The organism is Sphingomonas sp. PvP055 (genome assembly GCF_040546365.1).
In the GTDB taxonomy this organism is placed as follows: Bacteria; Pseudomonadota; Alphaproteobacteria; order Sphingomonadales; family Sphingomonadaceae; genus Sphingomonas; species Sphingomonas echinoides_A.
The window spans coordinates 2,813,493-2,828,815 of the sequence record NZ_JBEPNS010000001.1; the positions used below are offsets into that span (position 1 = coordinate 2,813,493).

At 68.0% G+C, this 15,323-nt stretch carries 17 protein-coding genes; 8 read left to right on the forward strand and 9 right to left on the reverse strand.

Annotation, left to right across the window (positions count from 1 at the left end; translation table 11 throughout):
* Positions 1-164: 164 nt before the first annotated feature.
* The 4 genes from ABIC16_RS13285 to ABIC16_RS13300 all read right to left on the reverse strand — a co-directional run bounded on the left by ABIC16_RS13285 (position 165) and on the right by ABIC16_RS13300 (position 3,855).
* Positions 165-1,544 carry an aminotransferase-like domain-containing protein gene (locus tag ABIC16_RS13285; RefSeq protein ID WP_354291462.1) on the reverse strand — a complete coding sequence of 460 codons (1,380 nt, stop codon included), beginning with the start codon at positions 1,542-1,544 and terminating at the stop codon, positions 165-167.
* A 61-nt stretch (positions 1,545-1,605) separates the two neighbouring features.
* Entirely contained in the window at positions 1,606-1,938 is a 333-nt protein-coding gene (locus ABIC16_RS13290; RefSeq protein ID WP_354291463.1) for a hypothetical protein, read from the reverse strand.
* A complete protein-coding gene (locus ABIC16_RS13295; protein WP_277968410.1) occupies positions 1,922-2,350 on the reverse strand; it encodes a DUF983 domain-containing protein in 429 nt (142 codons plus the stop codon). Before ABIC16_RS13295 ends, ABIC16_RS13290 begins: the two co-directional genes overlap by 17 nt.
* A 122-nt stretch (positions 2,351-2,472) precedes the next feature.
* Positions 2,473-3,855: an aminotransferase-like domain-containing protein gene (locus ABIC16_RS13300; protein ID WP_354291464.1), complete on the reverse strand. Its 1,383-nt coding sequence runs from the start codon at positions 3,853-3,855 to the stop codon at positions 2,473-2,475.
* A gap of 328 nt (positions 3,856-4,183) precedes the next feature.
* On the opposite strand from ABIC16_RS13300, the gene ABIC16_RS13305 reads away from it, so the two are divergent.
* Genes ABIC16_RS13305 through ABIC16_RS13340 form a run of 8 tightly spaced genes read left to right on the forward strand, consistent with a single transcriptional unit; the run spans position 4,184 to position 10,716 of the window.
* Positions 4,184-4,666, forward strand: coding sequence for an MSMEG_0572/Sll0783 family nitrogen starvation response protein (locus tag ABIC16_RS13305; protein ID WP_277968412.1), 483 nt, complete (start codon positions 4,184-4,186; stop codon positions 4,664-4,666).
* Between the two features lie 2 nt (positions 4,667-4,668).
* On the forward strand, positions 4,669-5,718 hold the full coding sequence (locus ABIC16_RS13310) for a Nit6803 family nitrilase (protein WP_354291465.1): 1,050 nt from the start codon (positions 4,669-4,671) through the stop codon (positions 5,716-5,718).
* Positions 5,645-6,775 (forward strand): MSMEG_0568 family radical SAM protein, encoded by a 1,131-nt coding sequence (locus ABIC16_RS13315; RefSeq protein WP_354291466.1) that lies wholly within the window; start codon positions 5,645-5,647, stop codon positions 6,773-6,775. The genes ABIC16_RS13310 and ABIC16_RS13315 overlap by 74 nt, the downstream gene beginning before the upstream one ends.
* The gene (locus tag ABIC16_RS13320; protein WP_354291467.1) at positions 6,775-7,314 is read left to right on the forward strand and encodes an MSMEG_0567/Sll0786 family nitrogen starvation N-acetyltransferase; all 540 of its coding nucleotides are present in this window, start codon (positions 6,775-6,777) and stop codon (positions 7,312-7,314) included. The genes ABIC16_RS13315 and ABIC16_RS13320 overlap by 1 nt, the downstream gene beginning before the upstream one ends.
* Positions 7,311-8,297 carry a sll0787 family AIR synthase-like protein gene (locus ABIC16_RS13325; RefSeq protein WP_354291468.1) on the forward strand — a complete coding sequence of 329 codons (987 nt, stop codon included), beginning with the start codon at positions 7,311-7,313 and terminating at the stop codon, positions 8,295-8,297. Before ABIC16_RS13320 ends, ABIC16_RS13325 begins: the two co-directional genes overlap by 4 nt.
* 1 nt (position 8,298) lies before the next feature.
* Positions 8,299-8,577 carry an MSMEG_0570 family nitrogen starvation response protein gene (locus ABIC16_RS13330; RefSeq protein ID WP_354291469.1) on the forward strand — a complete coding sequence of 93 codons (279 nt, stop codon included), beginning with the start codon at positions 8,299-8,301 and terminating at the stop codon, positions 8,575-8,577.
* 13 nt (positions 8,578-8,590) lie between these two features.
* Positions 8,591-9,874, forward strand: coding sequence for an MSMEG_0569 family flavin-dependent oxidoreductase (locus ABIC16_RS13335; protein ID WP_354291470.1), 1,284 nt, complete (start codon positions 8,591-8,593; stop codon positions 9,872-9,874).
* The gene (locus ABIC16_RS13340; protein ID WP_354291471.1) at positions 9,871-10,716 is read left to right on the forward strand and encodes a Pnap_2097 family protein; all 846 of its coding nucleotides are present in this window, start codon (positions 9,871-9,873) and stop codon (positions 10,714-10,716) included. Before ABIC16_RS13335 ends, ABIC16_RS13340 begins: the two co-directional genes overlap by 4 nt.
* A gap of 12 nt (positions 10,717-10,728) precedes the next feature.
* Here ABIC16_RS13340 and ABIC16_RS13345 read toward each other — a convergent pair whose 3' ends face one another.
* The 5 genes from ABIC16_RS13345 to ABIC16_RS13365 all read right to left on the reverse strand — a co-directional run bounded on the left by ABIC16_RS13345 (position 10,729) and on the right by ABIC16_RS13365 (position 15,296).
* On the reverse strand, positions 10,729-12,264 hold the full coding sequence (locus ABIC16_RS13345; RefSeq protein WP_354291472.1) for an OprO/OprP family phosphate-selective porin: 1,536 nt from the start codon (positions 12,262-12,264) through the stop codon (positions 10,729-10,731).
* Between the two features lie 220 nt (positions 12,265-12,484).
* Entirely contained in the window at positions 12,485-13,276 is a 792-nt protein-coding gene (locus ABIC16_RS13350; protein ID WP_277968421.1) for a molybdate ABC transporter substrate-binding protein, read from the reverse strand.
* Entirely contained in the window at positions 13,273-14,208 is a 936-nt protein-coding gene (locus tag ABIC16_RS13355; RefSeq protein WP_354291473.1) for an SMP-30/gluconolactonase/LRE family protein, read from the reverse strand. Before ABIC16_RS13355 ends, ABIC16_RS13350 begins: the two co-directional genes overlap by 4 nt.
* Before the next feature lie 35 nt (positions 14,209-14,243).
* Positions 14,244-14,366, reverse strand: coding sequence for a hypothetical protein (locus ABIC16_RS13360; RefSeq protein WP_354291474.1), 123 nt, complete (start codon positions 14,364-14,366; stop codon positions 14,244-14,246).
* A 111-nt stretch (positions 14,367-14,477) separates the two neighbouring features.
* Positions 14,478-15,296, reverse strand: a complete 819-nt coding sequence (locus tag ABIC16_RS13365; RefSeq protein ID WP_277968422.1) for an SDR family NAD(P)-dependent oxidoreductase — start codon at positions 15,294-15,296, stop codon at positions 14,478-14,480.
* Positions 15,297-15,323: the final 27 nt, after the last annotated feature.

Below are 15,323 nucleotides of genomic sequence, written 5' to 3' on the forward strand. Positions count from 1 at the left end.
CAAAAACTATATTTTTATAGTTTGCCATGCCGGATCGGCATGGGAGCGCGACGGGCTCGATCGGTTGAATTCGTGGCGGCCTGATCGAGCCAAAGTCGCACGTTCGCGCCCCACCGCACCTCAAGAAAGGCGCACTGGTTGTGACGTCCGCGCCCTAACCGCGGTCAGACGAGCGAGATTTTTCGGGGTGCTCCCGGGCCGATCAACGCCCCGAGCAGGTTCAGTCCGCGTTCGAGCCGATCGCGCGCCAGCATGCCGCCAATCGACACCCGAAGCGCTGGCCCCGCCGCCGCCCGATCGACCGCGAAGGCATCGCCCGGAATGGCCGAGATGCCGTGCGGCCGAAGCGCTTGCGCAATCGGCGCGGCATCCACGTCCCGCGGCAGCGGCACCCATAGATGATAGCCGTCCGCATGTGCACGAAAACTGTCGTCCGGCAGGCACTTGCCGACCAGCGCCTGCCGCACGCGCGCCTCCGCGCGAACCTCGCCGACCAGCCGCGCGAAGGTATCGTCGCCAGCCCAGTTGGCGACCACCGCCGCATTGAGCGGCGGCGCCATGATCGCCGTCTCGTGCATGTCCGCTGCGAGCCGCCAGGCCTTGGCAATGTCCGGCGCGCGGAGCCATGCCACACGCAACCCCGGCGAAAGGATCTTCGAGACGCTCGATATATGCCACGTCATCTCCGGGGCGAACGCCGCGATCGGCGGCAAGGGCGATTCGGGAAGCAAGCCATAGGCATCGTCCTCGATCACCATCAGCCCGCGACGCTGCGCCACCGCGGCGATCGCCTTGCGCCGATCGAGGCCGATCGTGGCGGTGGTCGGGTTGTCGTTCGTCGGCACCAGATAGACGGCGCGCACGTCTTCGGCCGCACAGGCGGCGTCCAGCGCATCGGGATCGATCCCTTCCGCATCGGCATGGACCGCCAGCAAGCTCACGCCATACCGCCGCGCAAGCGAGAGGAGACCGGGATAGACGAAGCCCGAAACGACCAGCCGGTCCCCCGCCTTCAGCTCGACACTGAAGATCGCGTGCAGCGCATGCTGCCCCCCTGCCGCGACCAGCACCGAATCCTCATGCGCCGCGACCCCGCGTCGCCGGAGAAGATTCGCCCCGGCCTCGCGCACGGGCGGCATGCCACCGCTCTGCTGATATTGCAGCGCGGCGCCGCCGTCGGACGCCAGCAGCGCCCCCGCGGTCTTGCGGAACGCATCCGCAAGCGATCCACCGACGACCAGCGGCGGTGCATTCATCCCTGGATCGTCGTGATCCACGCCGCTTGGAGACGGCGCCTGCCGCTTGTCCTTTACAAAGCTGCCACGCCGGCCTTCGCCCTCGATCAGCCCGACGCGCTGCGCTTCTCCATAAGCGCGCGTGACCGTCGTCAGGTCGACGCCAAGCGTTTCGGCCAGCACGCGCTGCGGCGGGAGTCGATCCCCCGCGCTCAAGGTCCCCGCCGCGATGTCGCGGGCCAGCGCCTGCGCGATCGCGAGATACTTCGGCCCGGCGAGCGCCGCGAGATCGGGTTTCCACGTTTGCATGTAAATTTCTTACCCGATTACCCATACAATGACCAGAGACGCGCCCAAAAGCCGCAATCCGTCAGTCGCGATGCTGCTGGAACATCTCCTTGCCGGATAGCGCCGCCCGCGCGATCTCGCCAGCATCGTGCGCCGCGAGCGAGTCCCCATGCGCGACCGCTTCCCAGAAGGTTTCGTCGGCATAGCATCGCAGCGCGCGCTCGAGCCGCGCGACCTGTGCGGAAGCGGCGGACACCGCCTGTAGCGCGGCCTGGACTTCGGCGAAATCGTCGCCCCCGCCGCGCCGCACGATCCCGGCGTCGACGTGTCGTCCGCTGCGCTCCAATACGTCCGCCGCGGCCCGTCGCGCTGCGGCGACATGGTCCGTCGCCCGGCGCTCAATCGTCAAAGACATTGTCGTCCTCGCGCCCATCGAGCTTGTTCCACAGCTTCGTCGTCCCCGCTTCCACCGCGCGGTTGACGTATTGCGACGCGACCAGCCAGCCCTTGATCGGTCGCAACGGCAACAGGCATCCGATCAGCATGAACGGCAGCGACACGAACAGGTGAAACCACCACGCTGGCTCATACACCGCCTGGATCCACACCACGGCGAAAATCAGCGGGAAGGCGACGAGGCACAAGGAGAAGAATGCGGGGCCATCGTCCGGCGACGCGAAGCGGTAATCCAGCCCGCAGTTGTCACACGTCTTGGTCACCTTGAGCCATGAATCGAACATGTGCCCCTTGCCGCAGCGCGGACACAAGCCCTTCCAGCCGCTCTTCAGGATCCATTCGAACGTGTTCGGCAAAATTTCAGCAGACATATCGGTACCACCACGAATCACTGATCCGTACATAGGTATTTATGTATGGATTGTCGAGGGTATATGCATGCAAATATCGGAAGCGCCGGTTCAGCCAAAACCATCCGGGCGCGCTCCCCGGCTCACCCGAAGTGCGCGCCTTCCTCAACCTCATTCTCGATCACATGCATCAGATAATCGAGCGCAGTGCGCAATTCGGCGCGACTGAGCACGCCGCCCAGCGATATTCGCACGGCCTCGGTCGGCGGCCCCGTCACGGTAAACGCATCGCTGACGACGATGCTGAGGTCGGACGCGCGCATCTTCGCGGCAAACGCCGAGCGCTGCCACGGTTCGGGGAGCGACAGCCAGATGTGGAAGGCATGCGGATCGGTCTGGTGCGCCACACCCGTGAGCACCTGCGCCGCGATCTTCTGCCGCGCGGCGGTTTCGCGCCGCACCGCCTCCACCACGGCGTTGGCGGTGCCGTCCTCGATCCACAACGTGGAGAGCGCGGTCGTCATCGGCGACGCCATCACGCAGGTAGTGCGCAGATACCCGTTCACCGGCCACAACCGCCGCTGGTCGGGCGCGACGAGATAGGCGATCCGCAACCCCGCACCGACGCATTTCGACAGGCTCGCGACGTAGAAGGTGATGTCGGGCGCAGACGTCACGAACGCGGCGGGCGGGCGGCGCAGCAGCGCGCCATAGGCATCGTCCTCCAGGATCACGACATCATGCGCCCGTGCGACCGCAATCATGCGCAACCGCCGGTCCTCGGGCATCGTCGCGGTGGTCGGATTGAGCAGCGTCGGGTTGAGGTACAACGCCTTGGGCGCATGGTCGCGGCACAACGCCTCGAACGCATCGGGGTCGATCCCCTGTGCGTCGATCGGCACGCCCACCAGTTTCAGCCCCAGCCGCTGCGCGATTGCCCGGATCGGCGGATAGGTCAGCGCTTCGCACAGAAGCGTGTCGCCCGGTTGGGTCAGCGATTGCAGCACCGCCTGGAACGCCACATGCGTCCCCGGACAGATGACCAGCCGCTCGGTCTCGACCACCACCCCGCGCTGCCGCAGGAAATGCGTCGCCGCTTCGCGCTGGACATACGTGCCGCCAAACCCCTGGTAGCGCATCAGCGTCGGGAGATCGTGCGCGACCTTCTGCAGCCCCGCCTGCATCCGATCGAGCAGCGCGCGTTCCTCGGGCTCGGGCGGGACGTTCATCGTCAGATCGACGACAGACGGACGGGCGGCGACATGCGGCCGTTGCGACTGCCCCGCAATGAAGGTGCCCTGCCCGACGCGCGACGCGATTAGCCCGCGCCGCTGCGCCTCGACATAACCGCGCGCGACGGTCGTGAAATTGAGACCAAGCCGGTCCGCCAGCTCACGCTGCGGCGGCAAGCGATCCCCGACCCGCAAGCCGCCCGTGCGCACGTCGTCGGCGATCGCGTCGGCAATCGCGCGATAGTGCGGCTTCCCGAACGGTTCGAGGTTCGGCGTCCAGTGTTGCGCGGTCATGCATCGCTCCCCGCCCCTGCTTAGGATTGCGCCACCCCTCAGGTCAATCACGCGACCGTCACAGGCGGCTCGCGATTAAAACGATCCGGAGCCGAGTGATGCTTTCGCCCTACATTGACTGCATTCGTACGTCGAATGAACCTCTGCCGCATCTCCCCTATGCAGCTGACCGCCGCCATGACCACCGGTTCACCGCTTAAACCAAACGACTTACCGTGCATCATCAGGATATTGACCGCATTTTACGTTCTGTAATGAATGCGATCATTGACGCCTAATGCTCCATCCTATTGACTGTGCATATTGCACTGCAACGAAGGAGATTCGCATGCCGACCGTCACCAAGGCGCCACACCAGAAGGGCGATTTCTTCGTCGATTACGAACAGAAGGTGTTCGAGGATGTGAAGGCGGATCCCGGCGAAAAGGCGCTGGTCACCTTCCACACCGTCGCGTTCGAAGGCTCGATCGGGCTGGTCAACATGCTCCAGGCGACCCGCCTGCAGCGCAAGGGCTTCGAAACCAGCGTGCTGCTCTATGGCCCCGGCGTCACGCTCGGCATCCAGCGCGGCTTCCCGACGCTCGGCGACGAGGCGTTCCCCGGCCACATGGCGGTGAACAACCAGATCGAGAAGTTCATGAAGGAAGGCGGCAAGGTCTATGCCTGCCGCTTCGCGCTCCAGGCGCTGTACGGGCATGGCGAACCGTCGCTGATCCCCGGCATCACGCCGATTGCGCCGCAGGATGTGCTCGACATCATGCTGCTGCACCGCAAGGACAACGCCTTCATCCTCGATACCTGGACCCTCTGACGATGGCCGGGTCGATGAACGACCGCCGGATCGTACGAGTCGCCGCCGCGCAGATCGCGCCGGTGCTCGATCGCCCCGGTGGCACGCTGGATCGCGTCCTCGCGGCGATCGACGAGGCGGGGGAAAAGGGCGTGGGCTTCATGGTCTTTCCAGAGACCTTCCTGCCCTATTATCCCTATTTCTCGTTCATCGACCCGCCCTATCGCATCGGCGCAAAGCACCTCGCGCTCTATGACGAAGCCGTGGTCGTTCCCGGCCCGGTCACCCAGGCGCTAGCAAGTGCGGCGCGGCGCCATGCGATGGTGCTTGTCGTCGGCGTCAACGAACGCGACGGCGGCACGCTCTACAATACCCAGCTCGTCTTCGATGTCGATGGCACGCTCGCGCTCAAGCGCCGCAAGATCACGCCGACCTATCATGAGCGGATGATCTGGGGCCAAGGCGATGGCTCGGGACTGCGCGCGGTGGAGACCGCGGTCGGGCGGGTCGGCGCGCTGGCGTGCTGGGAGCATTACAACCCCCTCGCCCGCTACGCGCTGATGGCTGACGGCGAGGAAATCCACGCCAGCCAGTTCCCCGGCTCGATGGTCGGCCAGGTCTTCCACGACCAGATCGAAGCCGCCGTCCGCCACCATGCGGCGGAAAGCGGCTGCTTCGTGGTCAACGCGACCGGCTGGCTCACCGACGAACAGCGCGCGGCGATCGCACCGGACGAAGCGCATCGTCGCGCGATTTCCGGCGGCTGCCACACCGCGATCGTTTCGCCCGAAGGGCAGAATGTCGTCCCCCCGCTGACCTCCGGCGAGGGGTTGCTGATCGCCGATTGCGACATGGCGCTCGTCACCAAGCGCAAGCGGATGATGGACTCGGTCGGCCATTACGCCCGCCCGGAACTGCTTTCGCTCCACCTGGACGACCGCCCAAAACCCGCCATCCACCGCGCAAGTCCTGCCGCCCATTCCGACCGGGAGTTCCCTTATGCCACCGAAACCCAGCACCCTGACGGCATCGATGATCGCCGATCTGCAGTCGCACGGGATTCGGCTGGCTGATCCCAAGGCGGGCGTCGCCAGCCGCCGCGGCGGCGCGGGGCCTTCGGACCACAAGGCGATGACGATCGACGGCATAACCGTGATGGTGCCGGTGCACACCGCCACCGCCTTCGACAGCCCGTTCAAGGCCAGCGCCCCCGCCGCCGACGGCAGCGTGGAGGTGACGTGCGACGGTCGCAGCGTCGGCACGCTCAGCTTCCCGCCCCGCCCGCGCTTCTACGATCTGCAGACGGCGGACGGCGTTCCCTATTCGCACATCGCGACGCTCCACGGGCGCGACGTGCTCGCCACCACCATCCTCCAGACCTGCATCCGCTATCAAAGCCGGACCAAGACTTGCCAGTTCTGCGCGATCGGCCAGTCGCTCGCGGCCGGGCGCACGGTGGCGCACAAGACCCCGGCCCAGCTTGCCGAAGTCGCGAAGGCAGCGGTGGCCCTCGATGGCGTGCGGCACATGGTGATGACCACCGGCACGCCCAACGCCACCGATCGCGGCGCCGCGGTGTTGTGCGACAGCGCCGCCGCGGTGAAGGCCGCCGTCGCATTGCCGATCCAGGGCCAGTGCGAGCCGCCGAACGACGACGTCTGGTTTACCCGGATGCGCGACGCCGGGATCGATACGCTCGGCATGCATCTGGAAGTGGTGACGCCCGCGCTGCGCCAGCGCATCATGCCGGGCAAGGCCAGCGTCCCGATCGAACGCTACATGACCGCGTTCGAAGCCGCGGTGCCGGTGTTCGGGCGCGGCCAGGTGTCGACCTATATCCTCGCCGGGCTTGGCGATACGCGCGAGACGTTGCTCGACATTTCGGCGCGGTTGATCGCGCTGGGGGTCTATCCGTTCATCGTGCCGTTCGTGCCGATTTCCGGCACGCCGCTCGAGGATCATCCCTCGCCCGATCCCGTCTTCATGGCATCGGTGCTCCAGCCGCTGGCGCAAATGCTGCGCGATGGCGGGCTTGCCGCGGAATCGGTCAAGGCCGGGTGCGCGCGCTGCGGCGCCTGTTCGGCGCTGTCGACCTTCGAAAAGCTGCTTCCGGTGCGGGAAGCCGCGTGATGGACCTCGTCGCCCCCCCGCCCTTTCTCGCCAGTGACTATATCGTACGCTTCGCCAGCGAACGCTGGGAAGCCGCGGGCGCCGCCGAGCTGCGCCGCCAGGTCTTCTGTACCGAACAGGGTGTATTCGACCATGACGACCGCGACGCGACCGATGCGGTGGCGACCACGATCGTCGCGCTTTCCACGCTCGCGGGCGGGCCGGACGAAGTGATCGGCACCGTGCGCATCCATCAAAGCGCGCCCGGCATCTGGTGGGGATCGCGGCTCGCCGTCGCACCGGCCTATCGGCGCGTCGGGATCATCGGCCCCGCGCTGATCCGGCTGGCGGTGTCGAGCGCGCATGCGATGGGCTGCGTCCGCTTCTTCGCGCACGTCCAGTCGCCCAACGAGCTGCTGTTCCGCCGCCTCCACTGGGCGAAGATCGAGCAGCTCGCGCTGCATGGCCGCGAGCATCTGCTGATGCAGGCCGATCTCGCCTATTATCCTCCGATCGCCGACGGCACGATCGGCTTCCACGCCGCGCGGCGGGCGGCATGAGCGAAGCGGCGCGCCTCGCCACGCTGATCCGCGAGAGCCGCGGCGTCGCACATAAATGCGATATCGCGCCGGTCATCGCGCAGCTCGGCATCGGCGCCGGCGATGCGGTTCCGGTCGGCGACGATACCGCGGTGATCCCGCACCCGAACGGCGGCAATCTGTTGTTCGCGATCGAGGGGTTCGTCGCCGATTTCGTCGCCGCCGATCCGTGGTTCGCCGGTTATTGCGGGGTGATGGTCAACCTCAGCGACGTCGCCGCGATGGGCGGTCGCGCGATCGCCGTGGTCGATGCGCTGTGGAGCGCGGGCGAAGCGCAGGCCGCCGAGATCCTGGCGGGGATGCGCGAAGCCGCCGCGCGCTACGGCGTACCGATCGTCGGCGGGCATACCAACCTCAAGGCGACCGCGCCGCAACTCGCCGTCGCGGTGGTGGGGGAAGCGGAGCATCCCGTCACCAGCTTCGCGGCCCGCCCCGGAGACGCGCTGATCGTCGTCACCGATCTGCGCGGCCGGTTCCGCGATCCGTTTCCGTGGTGGGATGCCAGCACCGGCACCGCCGACGCCGGACGTCTGCGCGCCGATCTCGCGCTGCTGCCCGCGCTTGCTGCCGAAGGGCTGCTGCGCGCGGGCAAGGACATCAGCATGGCCGGCGTCGTCGGCACCGCGATGATGTTGGCGGAGACGTCCGGCGTCGGTGTCGAGATCGACCTCGATCGCCTGCCCCGCCCCGCTGTCGTCCCGATCGATCGCTGGCTGACCGCCTTCCCCAGCTTCGGCTTCGTGCTCGCGGTCGCACCGGAGAACACCGACGCCGTGCTCGCCCGCTTCGCCGCGCGCGACATCGCCGCCGCCGTCGCCGGGACCGTCACCGACGAACGCCGCGCCAATATCGTCACGGGCGGCGGAAGCGCCACCGTGTGGGATTTCGGCACCCCTTTCATCGGCGGTCCCGCTACCGCATCGGAGCCCTTCATCCATGCCTGAAATGCGCTTCGTCGTCCGCTGGCCGGATGGCCACCGCGAACGCTGCTACTCGCCCTCGACCATCATCGCCGAGCGGCTGACGGCGGGCATCGACTATCCGCTCGCCGATTTCGTGCGCGACGCCACCGCCGCGCTCGAGGAAGCCAGCGATCGGGTTCGCGCCCGCTACGGCATGGGCTGCGGCCACGCGATGCAGCAGTCGCAGCAGATCACCAATACCGCACGCCGCTTCGCCGATCGCGCGGACGCCGTGGTCCACATCGAACGCTTCGAATCCTGAGGAGGACCCTGCCATGACCGATACGCCCGTCCCGCGTACCCATGTTTCCGTGCTGATCGTCGGTGGTGGCCAGGGCGGCTTGTCGCTCAGCCATCTGCTCCAGCAAGAGGGGATCGACCATGTCGTGCTGGAAAAGAACCGGATCGGGCACAGCTGGCGCGACGAGCGCTGGGACAGTTTCTGCCTGGTCACGCCCAACCACCACTGCCGCCTGCCCGGCTATGACTATGGCGCCGATCATGGCGGCACCGATCCGCACGGCTTCATGGTCAAGGACGAGATCGTCGCCTTTATCGAAGGCTATGCCAAGAAGGTGAAACCGCCGATTCGCGAAGGCGTGGCGGTCACGCGCATCGTGCCGGAGGGTGCGGGCTATCTGGTTGAGACCACCGACGGCGTCTACACCGCGGACCGCGTCGTCATCGCGATCAGCGGCTATCACGTGCCGATCGTCCCGCGGGTCGGCCAGGGCATGCCCGTCGGCGTGACGCAGATCCAGTCGCTCGATTACCGCAACCCCGATGCCCTCCCCGATGGGGCCGTATTGGTGGTCGGCTCCGGCCAGTCGGGGTGCCAGATCGCCGAGGATCTCCACCTCGCCGGGCGGCAGGTCCATCTCGCGGTCGGCGATGCGCCGCGCGCGCCGCGCCAATATCGCGGCAAGGATTCGACCGAATGGCTCGAGGAGATGGGGCATTACGACCTGCCGATCGACGACCATCCGATGAGCGAAAAGGTCCGCCAGAACGAGAACCACTATCTCACCGGCCGCGACGGCGGGCGCGAGATCGATCTGCGGCTGTTCGCGACGCAGGGGATGAAGCTGTACGGCATGCTCGCCGGGGTCGACCAGGGCGTCGTCCGGTTCCAACCAGACCTGTCGGAGCATCTCGACCGCGCGGACGCGACGTTCAACCGGATCCGCGCGACCATCGACGGCTATATCGCGCGCGAGGGCATCGATGCACCGTCCGCCGATCCCTACGTGCCGTGCTGGTCGCCGCCCGAAGAACCGCTGTCGCTCGATCTTGCGGCGGAAGGGATCGGCAGCGTGGTCTGGTGCACCGGCTTCCGCATGGACTTCTCGTTCATCGAGGCGCCGGTGTTCGATGCGCGCGGCTATCCCGATCATCATCGCGGCGTCTCGGCGCACCCCGGGCTGTATTTCATCGGCCTGCCCTGGCTCAACACCTGGGGATCGGGCCGCTTCCACGCGGTGGCGCGCGACGCCGCGCACATCGTCGACCACATCGCAGCGTCGCTCGCCCCGGCGCAGCGGATGGTTGCGGCGGGATGATCGCCAGCGCCGCCGCCAGCCTTGTCGCCGCGCAGGAGTCGCTGCGCATCGGCATGCCCGAGCTCTGCCGGGCGGGGCTGTCGGAAGGCTGGATGTGGAAGGCGGCGGGGCACCGTCACTGGCTGGCGCTGGCGGAAGCGCACGGCCTGGATCGCCCCGATTTCCGCGATGCGAGCGGCGCGCGCCTCTACGCCGCCTTCACCGGGGTCGCGCTGGAAGACGGGCGGCTCGACCAGGTCGCGGAACACGATCGGCTCGCGTTCGCCGTCACCCTGTCGCGGACCGGCCGCAGCCGTTTCCGCAGCACCGTCACGCTCTCGGTCGAGGACGAGACGGTCGCGCGGCTGACGCTGGACAGCGCGTTCGTCGGCAGGCGGGAAGCGGGCCGCAATCGATCCGCGACTCGCGGGCTGGTCGCGCGGCCGTGCCGCCTGTTGCCACCCGCCGACCCGCAACCGCCCTTCCGCGCGCAGGGGTGGGAGCACCACGGTCCGTTCCGCCGCGAGGACCGCAAAGACCTGGCCCGGCTGACGCTCGACCCAAACCCGCACGAGGATTTCAACGGCGCGGATTTCCTCTACTTCGCCGCTTTCCCCGCGCTCATCGATCGCGCGGAATGGACGTGGTTCCGGCGGCTGGACCCGCCCCTCACCACGCACGCCCGGCGGATCGCCTATCTCGGCAACATCGAACTGGGGGACCGCGTCACCGCCGTCCTCTGCAGCGTGCACGCGGTCGACGCTGCGGTTTCGCACTGGATCGAATTGCGCCGGGAAGACGACAGCCTGATCGCCATCGCCTTCACCGATCGCCTGCCCGCGCAACGGGCTCCCGCCGGTTAGGCGCCAGCGCGATCAGAACTGGACTTGCAGCCCCAGGTTCACCGTCTGCCCCGAATCGATGCTGCCGGGCGCGTTGCCGGGATTGGCGATGTGCCAGTCGGTCACATCGAGCAGGACGCGCGTGATCTTGTTGATGTACCAAGTGCCACCGATCGTGGTCGATCGTCCCAGCCCGCCCAGCGGCAGTCCGCGATAGTCGACCTCCTGGTACCGCGCCCGCAACGCGACCGCGCCCCAGCCGCCCGTCGTCACCGGATCCTCGATCCGCGCGCGCGCCCAGGTGCCCCGCCGCGCGTCATAGGGCGAGGTCGTCCCGAACACGAACCACCCGGCGGATAGGCTGAAGGCATCGTGCGAAAGGTCGGTGCCGCCGGCGCGGTGCAAGGTCCGGCGCCCCCATTCGTTCTGCGTCCAGAAACGCCCCGTGATCACCGCCAGCTCGGCGCCGTAACCGGTGTCGCTGTCCACCCCCGTGACCGGCCCCGGCTGCGCGCGGACCAGCGTGTTGAACCCGCCCGCGATCGCACTCGCCCGAACCAGCGATCCGGTTTCGCCCCCCAACCGCTCATGGAAGCCCCAGCCGCCGAGATGCACGGTCAGCCCCTTCGACTTGATCGGGTTCCAGTGCATCCGCGACACGACGGTCAAACCGTCGTCGCCATCGCCGATGTTGTTGGGGTCCTCGCCCGTCACCTGTACCGACGCATGCCAGTTCGGGCCGTAGAGCCGTTCCTGCAAGCCAACGCCCCAGAACCCGCGCCGCGGCAGGATCGTCGCCGCAACCGTGTTGAAATCGGTGAACGGCGTCGTGCCGAGCCCGACCGATCCGTCCATCGTCCGGTCGTTGAAGCGGTTGCCAATCGACCCGTCCGCCTCGAGCCCGAGCAGATGGTGGCGGATGTTGACGAACGCCGATTTCCACACGACCTGATTTTCGGCGAACTCGCCTTCCAGCGCCCAGGACACGTTGCCGACCGCGCCCTCCATCCCCAATCGCGCCGACCCCAGGGTGGTGCCGGTGATGTTCCGCCCCGCAAACGCGCCGGTGGTGGTGGAAGCATCGAGGAACAGCCGCCCGCGCGGCCGGAACCACCAATGGCCGTCGACCGAATTCACCCGCGGCAGGCCGTTCACGAACACGACGCCCGCCTTCTCGCCATTGCCGGTTGCAGGCGGTGGGGACGCTTCCGAATCGGTGAGCCGCTGCACGATGCGGACGACCGGCGGACGCGCCACCCGCTCTGGAATGTCCGCGACCGCAACCGGCGGCACGCGCGCGGCGACGGGCGGGACCACGGGCGCCGCGACTTGGGGGGCGACCGGCGCAACCGGCTGCGCGATAGCCGGCGCCGGGGCGATCGCCAGCCGCGCTTCCATCGTGCGCAATCGCGCCTCCAGCTGGTCGATCCGCCGCTGTTGCGCCTGGATCAGGACTTGCGGATCGGTGGACGCCGGAGGGGCAGCGGTTTGGGCCTGCGCACCGGTACCGGCCAGCACCGCGCACGCGCCAAGGCCGACCGCGGATCGGCGGACGAGAATGTTCAGCATAAGCTCTTTCCATCAGTGCGGCGACGTGCCGCAGAAGCGCGGGGGCAGATCGCGCCCCCGCCGCGCCGTCATCCGGCGGATGCCCGGCGGGCGAAGAGGACGACCGCGGTCACCATCGCCGCGTCCCCCGCGGATACGCCCCGCCGTGTCGCTGCATAATCGCAGCGCATCGGCGGCGGCGGATCCGGGTCATCATCGTTTCCGTCCGTAAGACCGTCGCTCAGCGCCGCTTGGTCGGCCGCACCGGATCGAGCCCACTCGCTTCGATCAGCGGACGCGCCTCGGCGCTTGCCAGATAGGCGAGGAACCCGCGCGCTGCCTTCGCATTGCGGCTGTCCTTGCTCACCATCCCGGCAAAGCGGCTGACCTTCTGGATCCCGGCGGGAAGCGGCCCGAGAAAGTCGACGCCGGGCGTGACCTTCAGCTCGCTGACCTGCTGCATCCCGATATCGGCCTCACCCCGCGCAAGCACCGTACCGACCAGCTCGCGGCCCTCGGCAACCACCGTCTTGGCGGCAATCTGGTCGGCGATCCCCAGCTTCGGCAGCATGGTCGTCTTGATGTAGACGCCGCTCGCGCCTTGCGAATAGGCCACCCGCTTGGCGGACAGCAGCGCCTGGCGCACGGCGGCTTCGGTCGAAACGTCGGGGTGCGGTTGTCCCTTGGGCACCGCGATCCCGATCTGCGACAGCGCGATGACCTTGCGGCTCGTCGGATCGAACACGCCGCTCTTCGCCACGGCATCCAGCGTTTCCTCGGTGCCGATCGTCACGTCCATCGGCTCGCGGTTGCGGATCCGCTCCGGGATCGCTTCGGGCGAGGTGCCGAACGACGGCCCCCAGGCGATCACCAGCGTGTTGCCGGTCTTCTTTTCATACGCGGGCTTGAGCGTCTTCATCGCCCCCTGCAGCGCGCCGGTGGCGATTACATGGACGTCCTCGGCCGCCGCTGCGCCCGAAACCCCGAGCCCAGCCGTCGCCATCGTCATCGCGATGATCCGTTTGATCGTCATTGATACTCTCCTTCGAAAGGGGCCCATTGCGCCCCCATGGTGTTGACGTAGAGCGCGTAGAGCGAGCCGGTGGCGGCCATGAACAGGCGGTTCCCCTGCGGGCCGCCGAAGCACAGGTTCGCGCAGCGTTCGGGCAAGTCGATGTGGCCGATCGCGGTGCCGTCCGGCGCGAAGATGCGCACCCCGTCCAGCCCCGCGCCGCCGCCCCAGCCGCACCACAAATTGCCGTCGGCATCGATCCGCAGCCCGTCGGGGCGCCCTTCCCCGGCGTCGATCAGGACACGACGGTCGGACAAGGCACCGTCGACCCCGACGGCATAAGCGACGATGCGGCACGGCCGCGCGCGCGATTCGACGAGGTACAGCGTCGTGCCGTCGGGCGAGAACGCCAGGCCGTTCGGCCCTTCCAGGTCCTCCGCCATGCAAACGAGACGTCCCGTGACATCGCGGCGATAGACGTTGGCGGTCAACGCTGCCGCGCCGCGCCGCCCCATATAGTCGCTGGCCAGCCCGAACGGCGGATCGGTGAACCAGACCGCATCGTCGGCGGCGACCACCACGTCATTGGGTGAATTGAGCCGTTCGCCGGCAAAGGCGTCGGCCAGCACGGTGATGCGGCCGTCATATTCGGTGCGCGTGACACGGCGCTCGCCATGTTCGCACGCGATCAGCCGCCCCTGCCGGTCGCGGGTCAGGCCGTTCGCCTTTCCGGCGGGCTGGCGGAACGTCGTCAGCGCGCCCGTCACCGCATCCCAGCGCAGAATGCGATCCTCGGGCAGATCGGTCAGCAGCAGGAACTGGCCATCGCCGAACCACACCGGCCCCTCCGCCCAGCGCATCCCGCCCCCCAGCCGCTCCAGCCGGGCATGCGGCAGGCGATAGCGTTCGAACCGCGGATCGAGCACGCGCACGGCAGGATCGGGTACGCGCAAGGACGGTGTCCAGGGAAAGGCGGCGGGCGCCTCCATCACGCGTAAAGCCGCTGCGCGTGGTCGACCAGCGCCGCCTGTGCCGCCGCCGCGCGCTCGCAAACCGCGCGGATGCAGCGCAGCAACGCGGCCCTCGCCGGAATGGCGCGATCGGTCATCATGGGATCTTTCGCACGGCAATCCGGCGGCCCGCCGATGCCGCTTCCGCGACCAGACCCACCGCGATCACGCGGCGGCGGTTGACGGGCAAGGGCATCGGCGGGCGCATCGGCTCAGTCGCAGCGTGCGGTCATGCCGCCATCGACCACGATTTCAGTGCCGGTCACGAAGCGCGCTTCGTCGCTCGCGAGGTACAGCGCGGCATAAGCGGTATCGCGGCCATCGCCCATGAAGCCGAGCGGGATCCGCTTCAACCGACTGTCGAGCAACGCATCGATATTCCCGCCGGTCCGCTGCCCGGCCAGCCGCGCCTCCACCATCGGGGTGTGAAGCTGGCCCGGCACCACGGTGTTCACGCGGATACCGCGCGGCGCATATTCCACCGCCGTCACCCGGCCGAGCTGGATCACCGCCGCCTTGGTCGCGGCGTAAGCGACCTGCGGCGATCCGGTGAAGCGGATCCCCGAGGTCGACGCGGTGTTGACGATCGCGCCGCCCCCGGCCTTCTCCATTTCCGGGATGGCATGCTTGCAGGTCAGGAACACGCTTTTCAGGTTGAGGTCGATCTGCGCGTTCCACTTGTCCTCGGACAGCGCGACCGCGCCACCCGCGGCGCTGCCGCCGACGTTGTTCACGAGGATGTCGACGCGGCCATAAGCCGCGACGCACGCCGCAACCATCGCTTCGACCGCGTCATTGGCGGTCACGTCGCAGGCATGCGCGGTCACGTCGCCGCCATGCGCGCGGATGCGCGACAGCGTCTCGTCCATCGCGGACATATCGCGGTCGACCGCGAACACCTTGGCGCCCGCGCGCGCGAACAGGACCGCGACGGCGCGGCCATTGCCCCAGCCGGGGCCGACGCACCCGGCGCCGGTGATGATGGCGACCTTGCCGCGCAGACGATCGCTGGCAGGGAGTTCTTCGGACATGGGCGTTCCTTGTGCGTGCAATGCCAT

What these genes read in the sequence shown, in the direction of transcription:
- ABIC16_RS13285 (WP_354291462.1), bottom strand. Translation starts at nt 1,544, where the DNA reads ATGCAAACGTGGAAACCCGATCTCGCGGCGCTCGCCGGGCCGAAGTAT.
- ABIC16_RS13290 (WP_354291463.1), bottom strand. Translation starts at nt 1,938, where the DNA reads ATGTCTTTGACGATTGAGCGCCGGGCGACGGACCATGTCGCCGCAGCG.
- ABIC16_RS13295 (WP_277968410.1), bottom strand. Translation starts at nt 2,350, where the DNA reads ATGTCTGCTGAAATTTTGCCGAACACGTTCGAATGGATCCTGAAGAGC.
- ABIC16_RS13300 (WP_354291464.1), bottom strand. Translation starts at nt 3,855, where the DNA reads ATGACCGCGCAACACTGGACGCCGAACCTCGAACCGTTCGGGAAGCCG.
- ABIC16_RS13305 (WP_277968412.1), top strand. Translation starts at nt 4,184, where the DNA reads ATGCCGACCGTCACCAAGGCGCCACACCAGAAGGGCGATTTCTTCGTC.
- ABIC16_RS13310 (WP_354291465.1), top strand. Translation starts at nt 4,669, where the DNA reads ATGGCCGGGTCGATGAACGACCGCCGGATCGTACGAGTCGCCGCCGCG.
- ABIC16_RS13315 (WP_354291466.1), top strand. Translation starts at nt 5,645, where the DNA reads ATGCCACCGAAACCCAGCACCCTGACGGCATCGATGATCGCCGATCTG.
- ABIC16_RS13320 (WP_354291467.1), top strand. Translation starts at nt 6,775, where the DNA reads ATGGACCTCGTCGCCCCCCCGCCCTTTCTCGCCAGTGACTATATCGTA.
- ABIC16_RS13325 (WP_354291468.1), top strand. Translation starts at nt 7,311, where the DNA reads ATGAGCGAAGCGGCGCGCCTCGCCACGCTGATCCGCGAGAGCCGCGGC.
- ABIC16_RS13330 (WP_354291469.1), top strand. Translation starts at nt 8,299, where the DNA reads ATGCGCTTCGTCGTCCGCTGGCCGGATGGCCACCGCGAACGCTGCTAC.
- ABIC16_RS13335 (WP_354291470.1), top strand. Translation starts at nt 8,591, where the DNA reads ATGACCGATACGCCCGTCCCGCGTACCCATGTTTCCGTGCTGATCGTC.
- ABIC16_RS13340 (WP_354291471.1), top strand. Translation starts at nt 9,871, where the DNA reads ATGATCGCCAGCGCCGCCGCCAGCCTTGTCGCCGCGCAGGAGTCGCTG.
- ABIC16_RS13345 (WP_354291472.1), bottom strand. Translation starts at nt 12,264, where the DNA reads ATGCTGAACATTCTCGTCCGCCGATCCGCGGTCGGCCTTGGCGCGTGC.
- ABIC16_RS13350 (WP_277968421.1), bottom strand. Translation starts at nt 13,276, where the DNA reads ATGACGATCAAACGGATCATCGCGATGACGATGGCGACGGCTGGGCTC.
- ABIC16_RS13360 (WP_354291474.1), bottom strand. Translation starts at nt 14,366, where the DNA reads ATGATGACCGATCGCGCCATTCCGGCGAGGGCCGCGTTGCTGCGCTGC.
- ABIC16_RS13365 (WP_277968422.1), bottom strand. Translation starts at nt 15,296, where the DNA reads ATGTCCGAAGAACTCCCTGCCAGCGATCGTCTGCGCGGCAAGGTCGCC.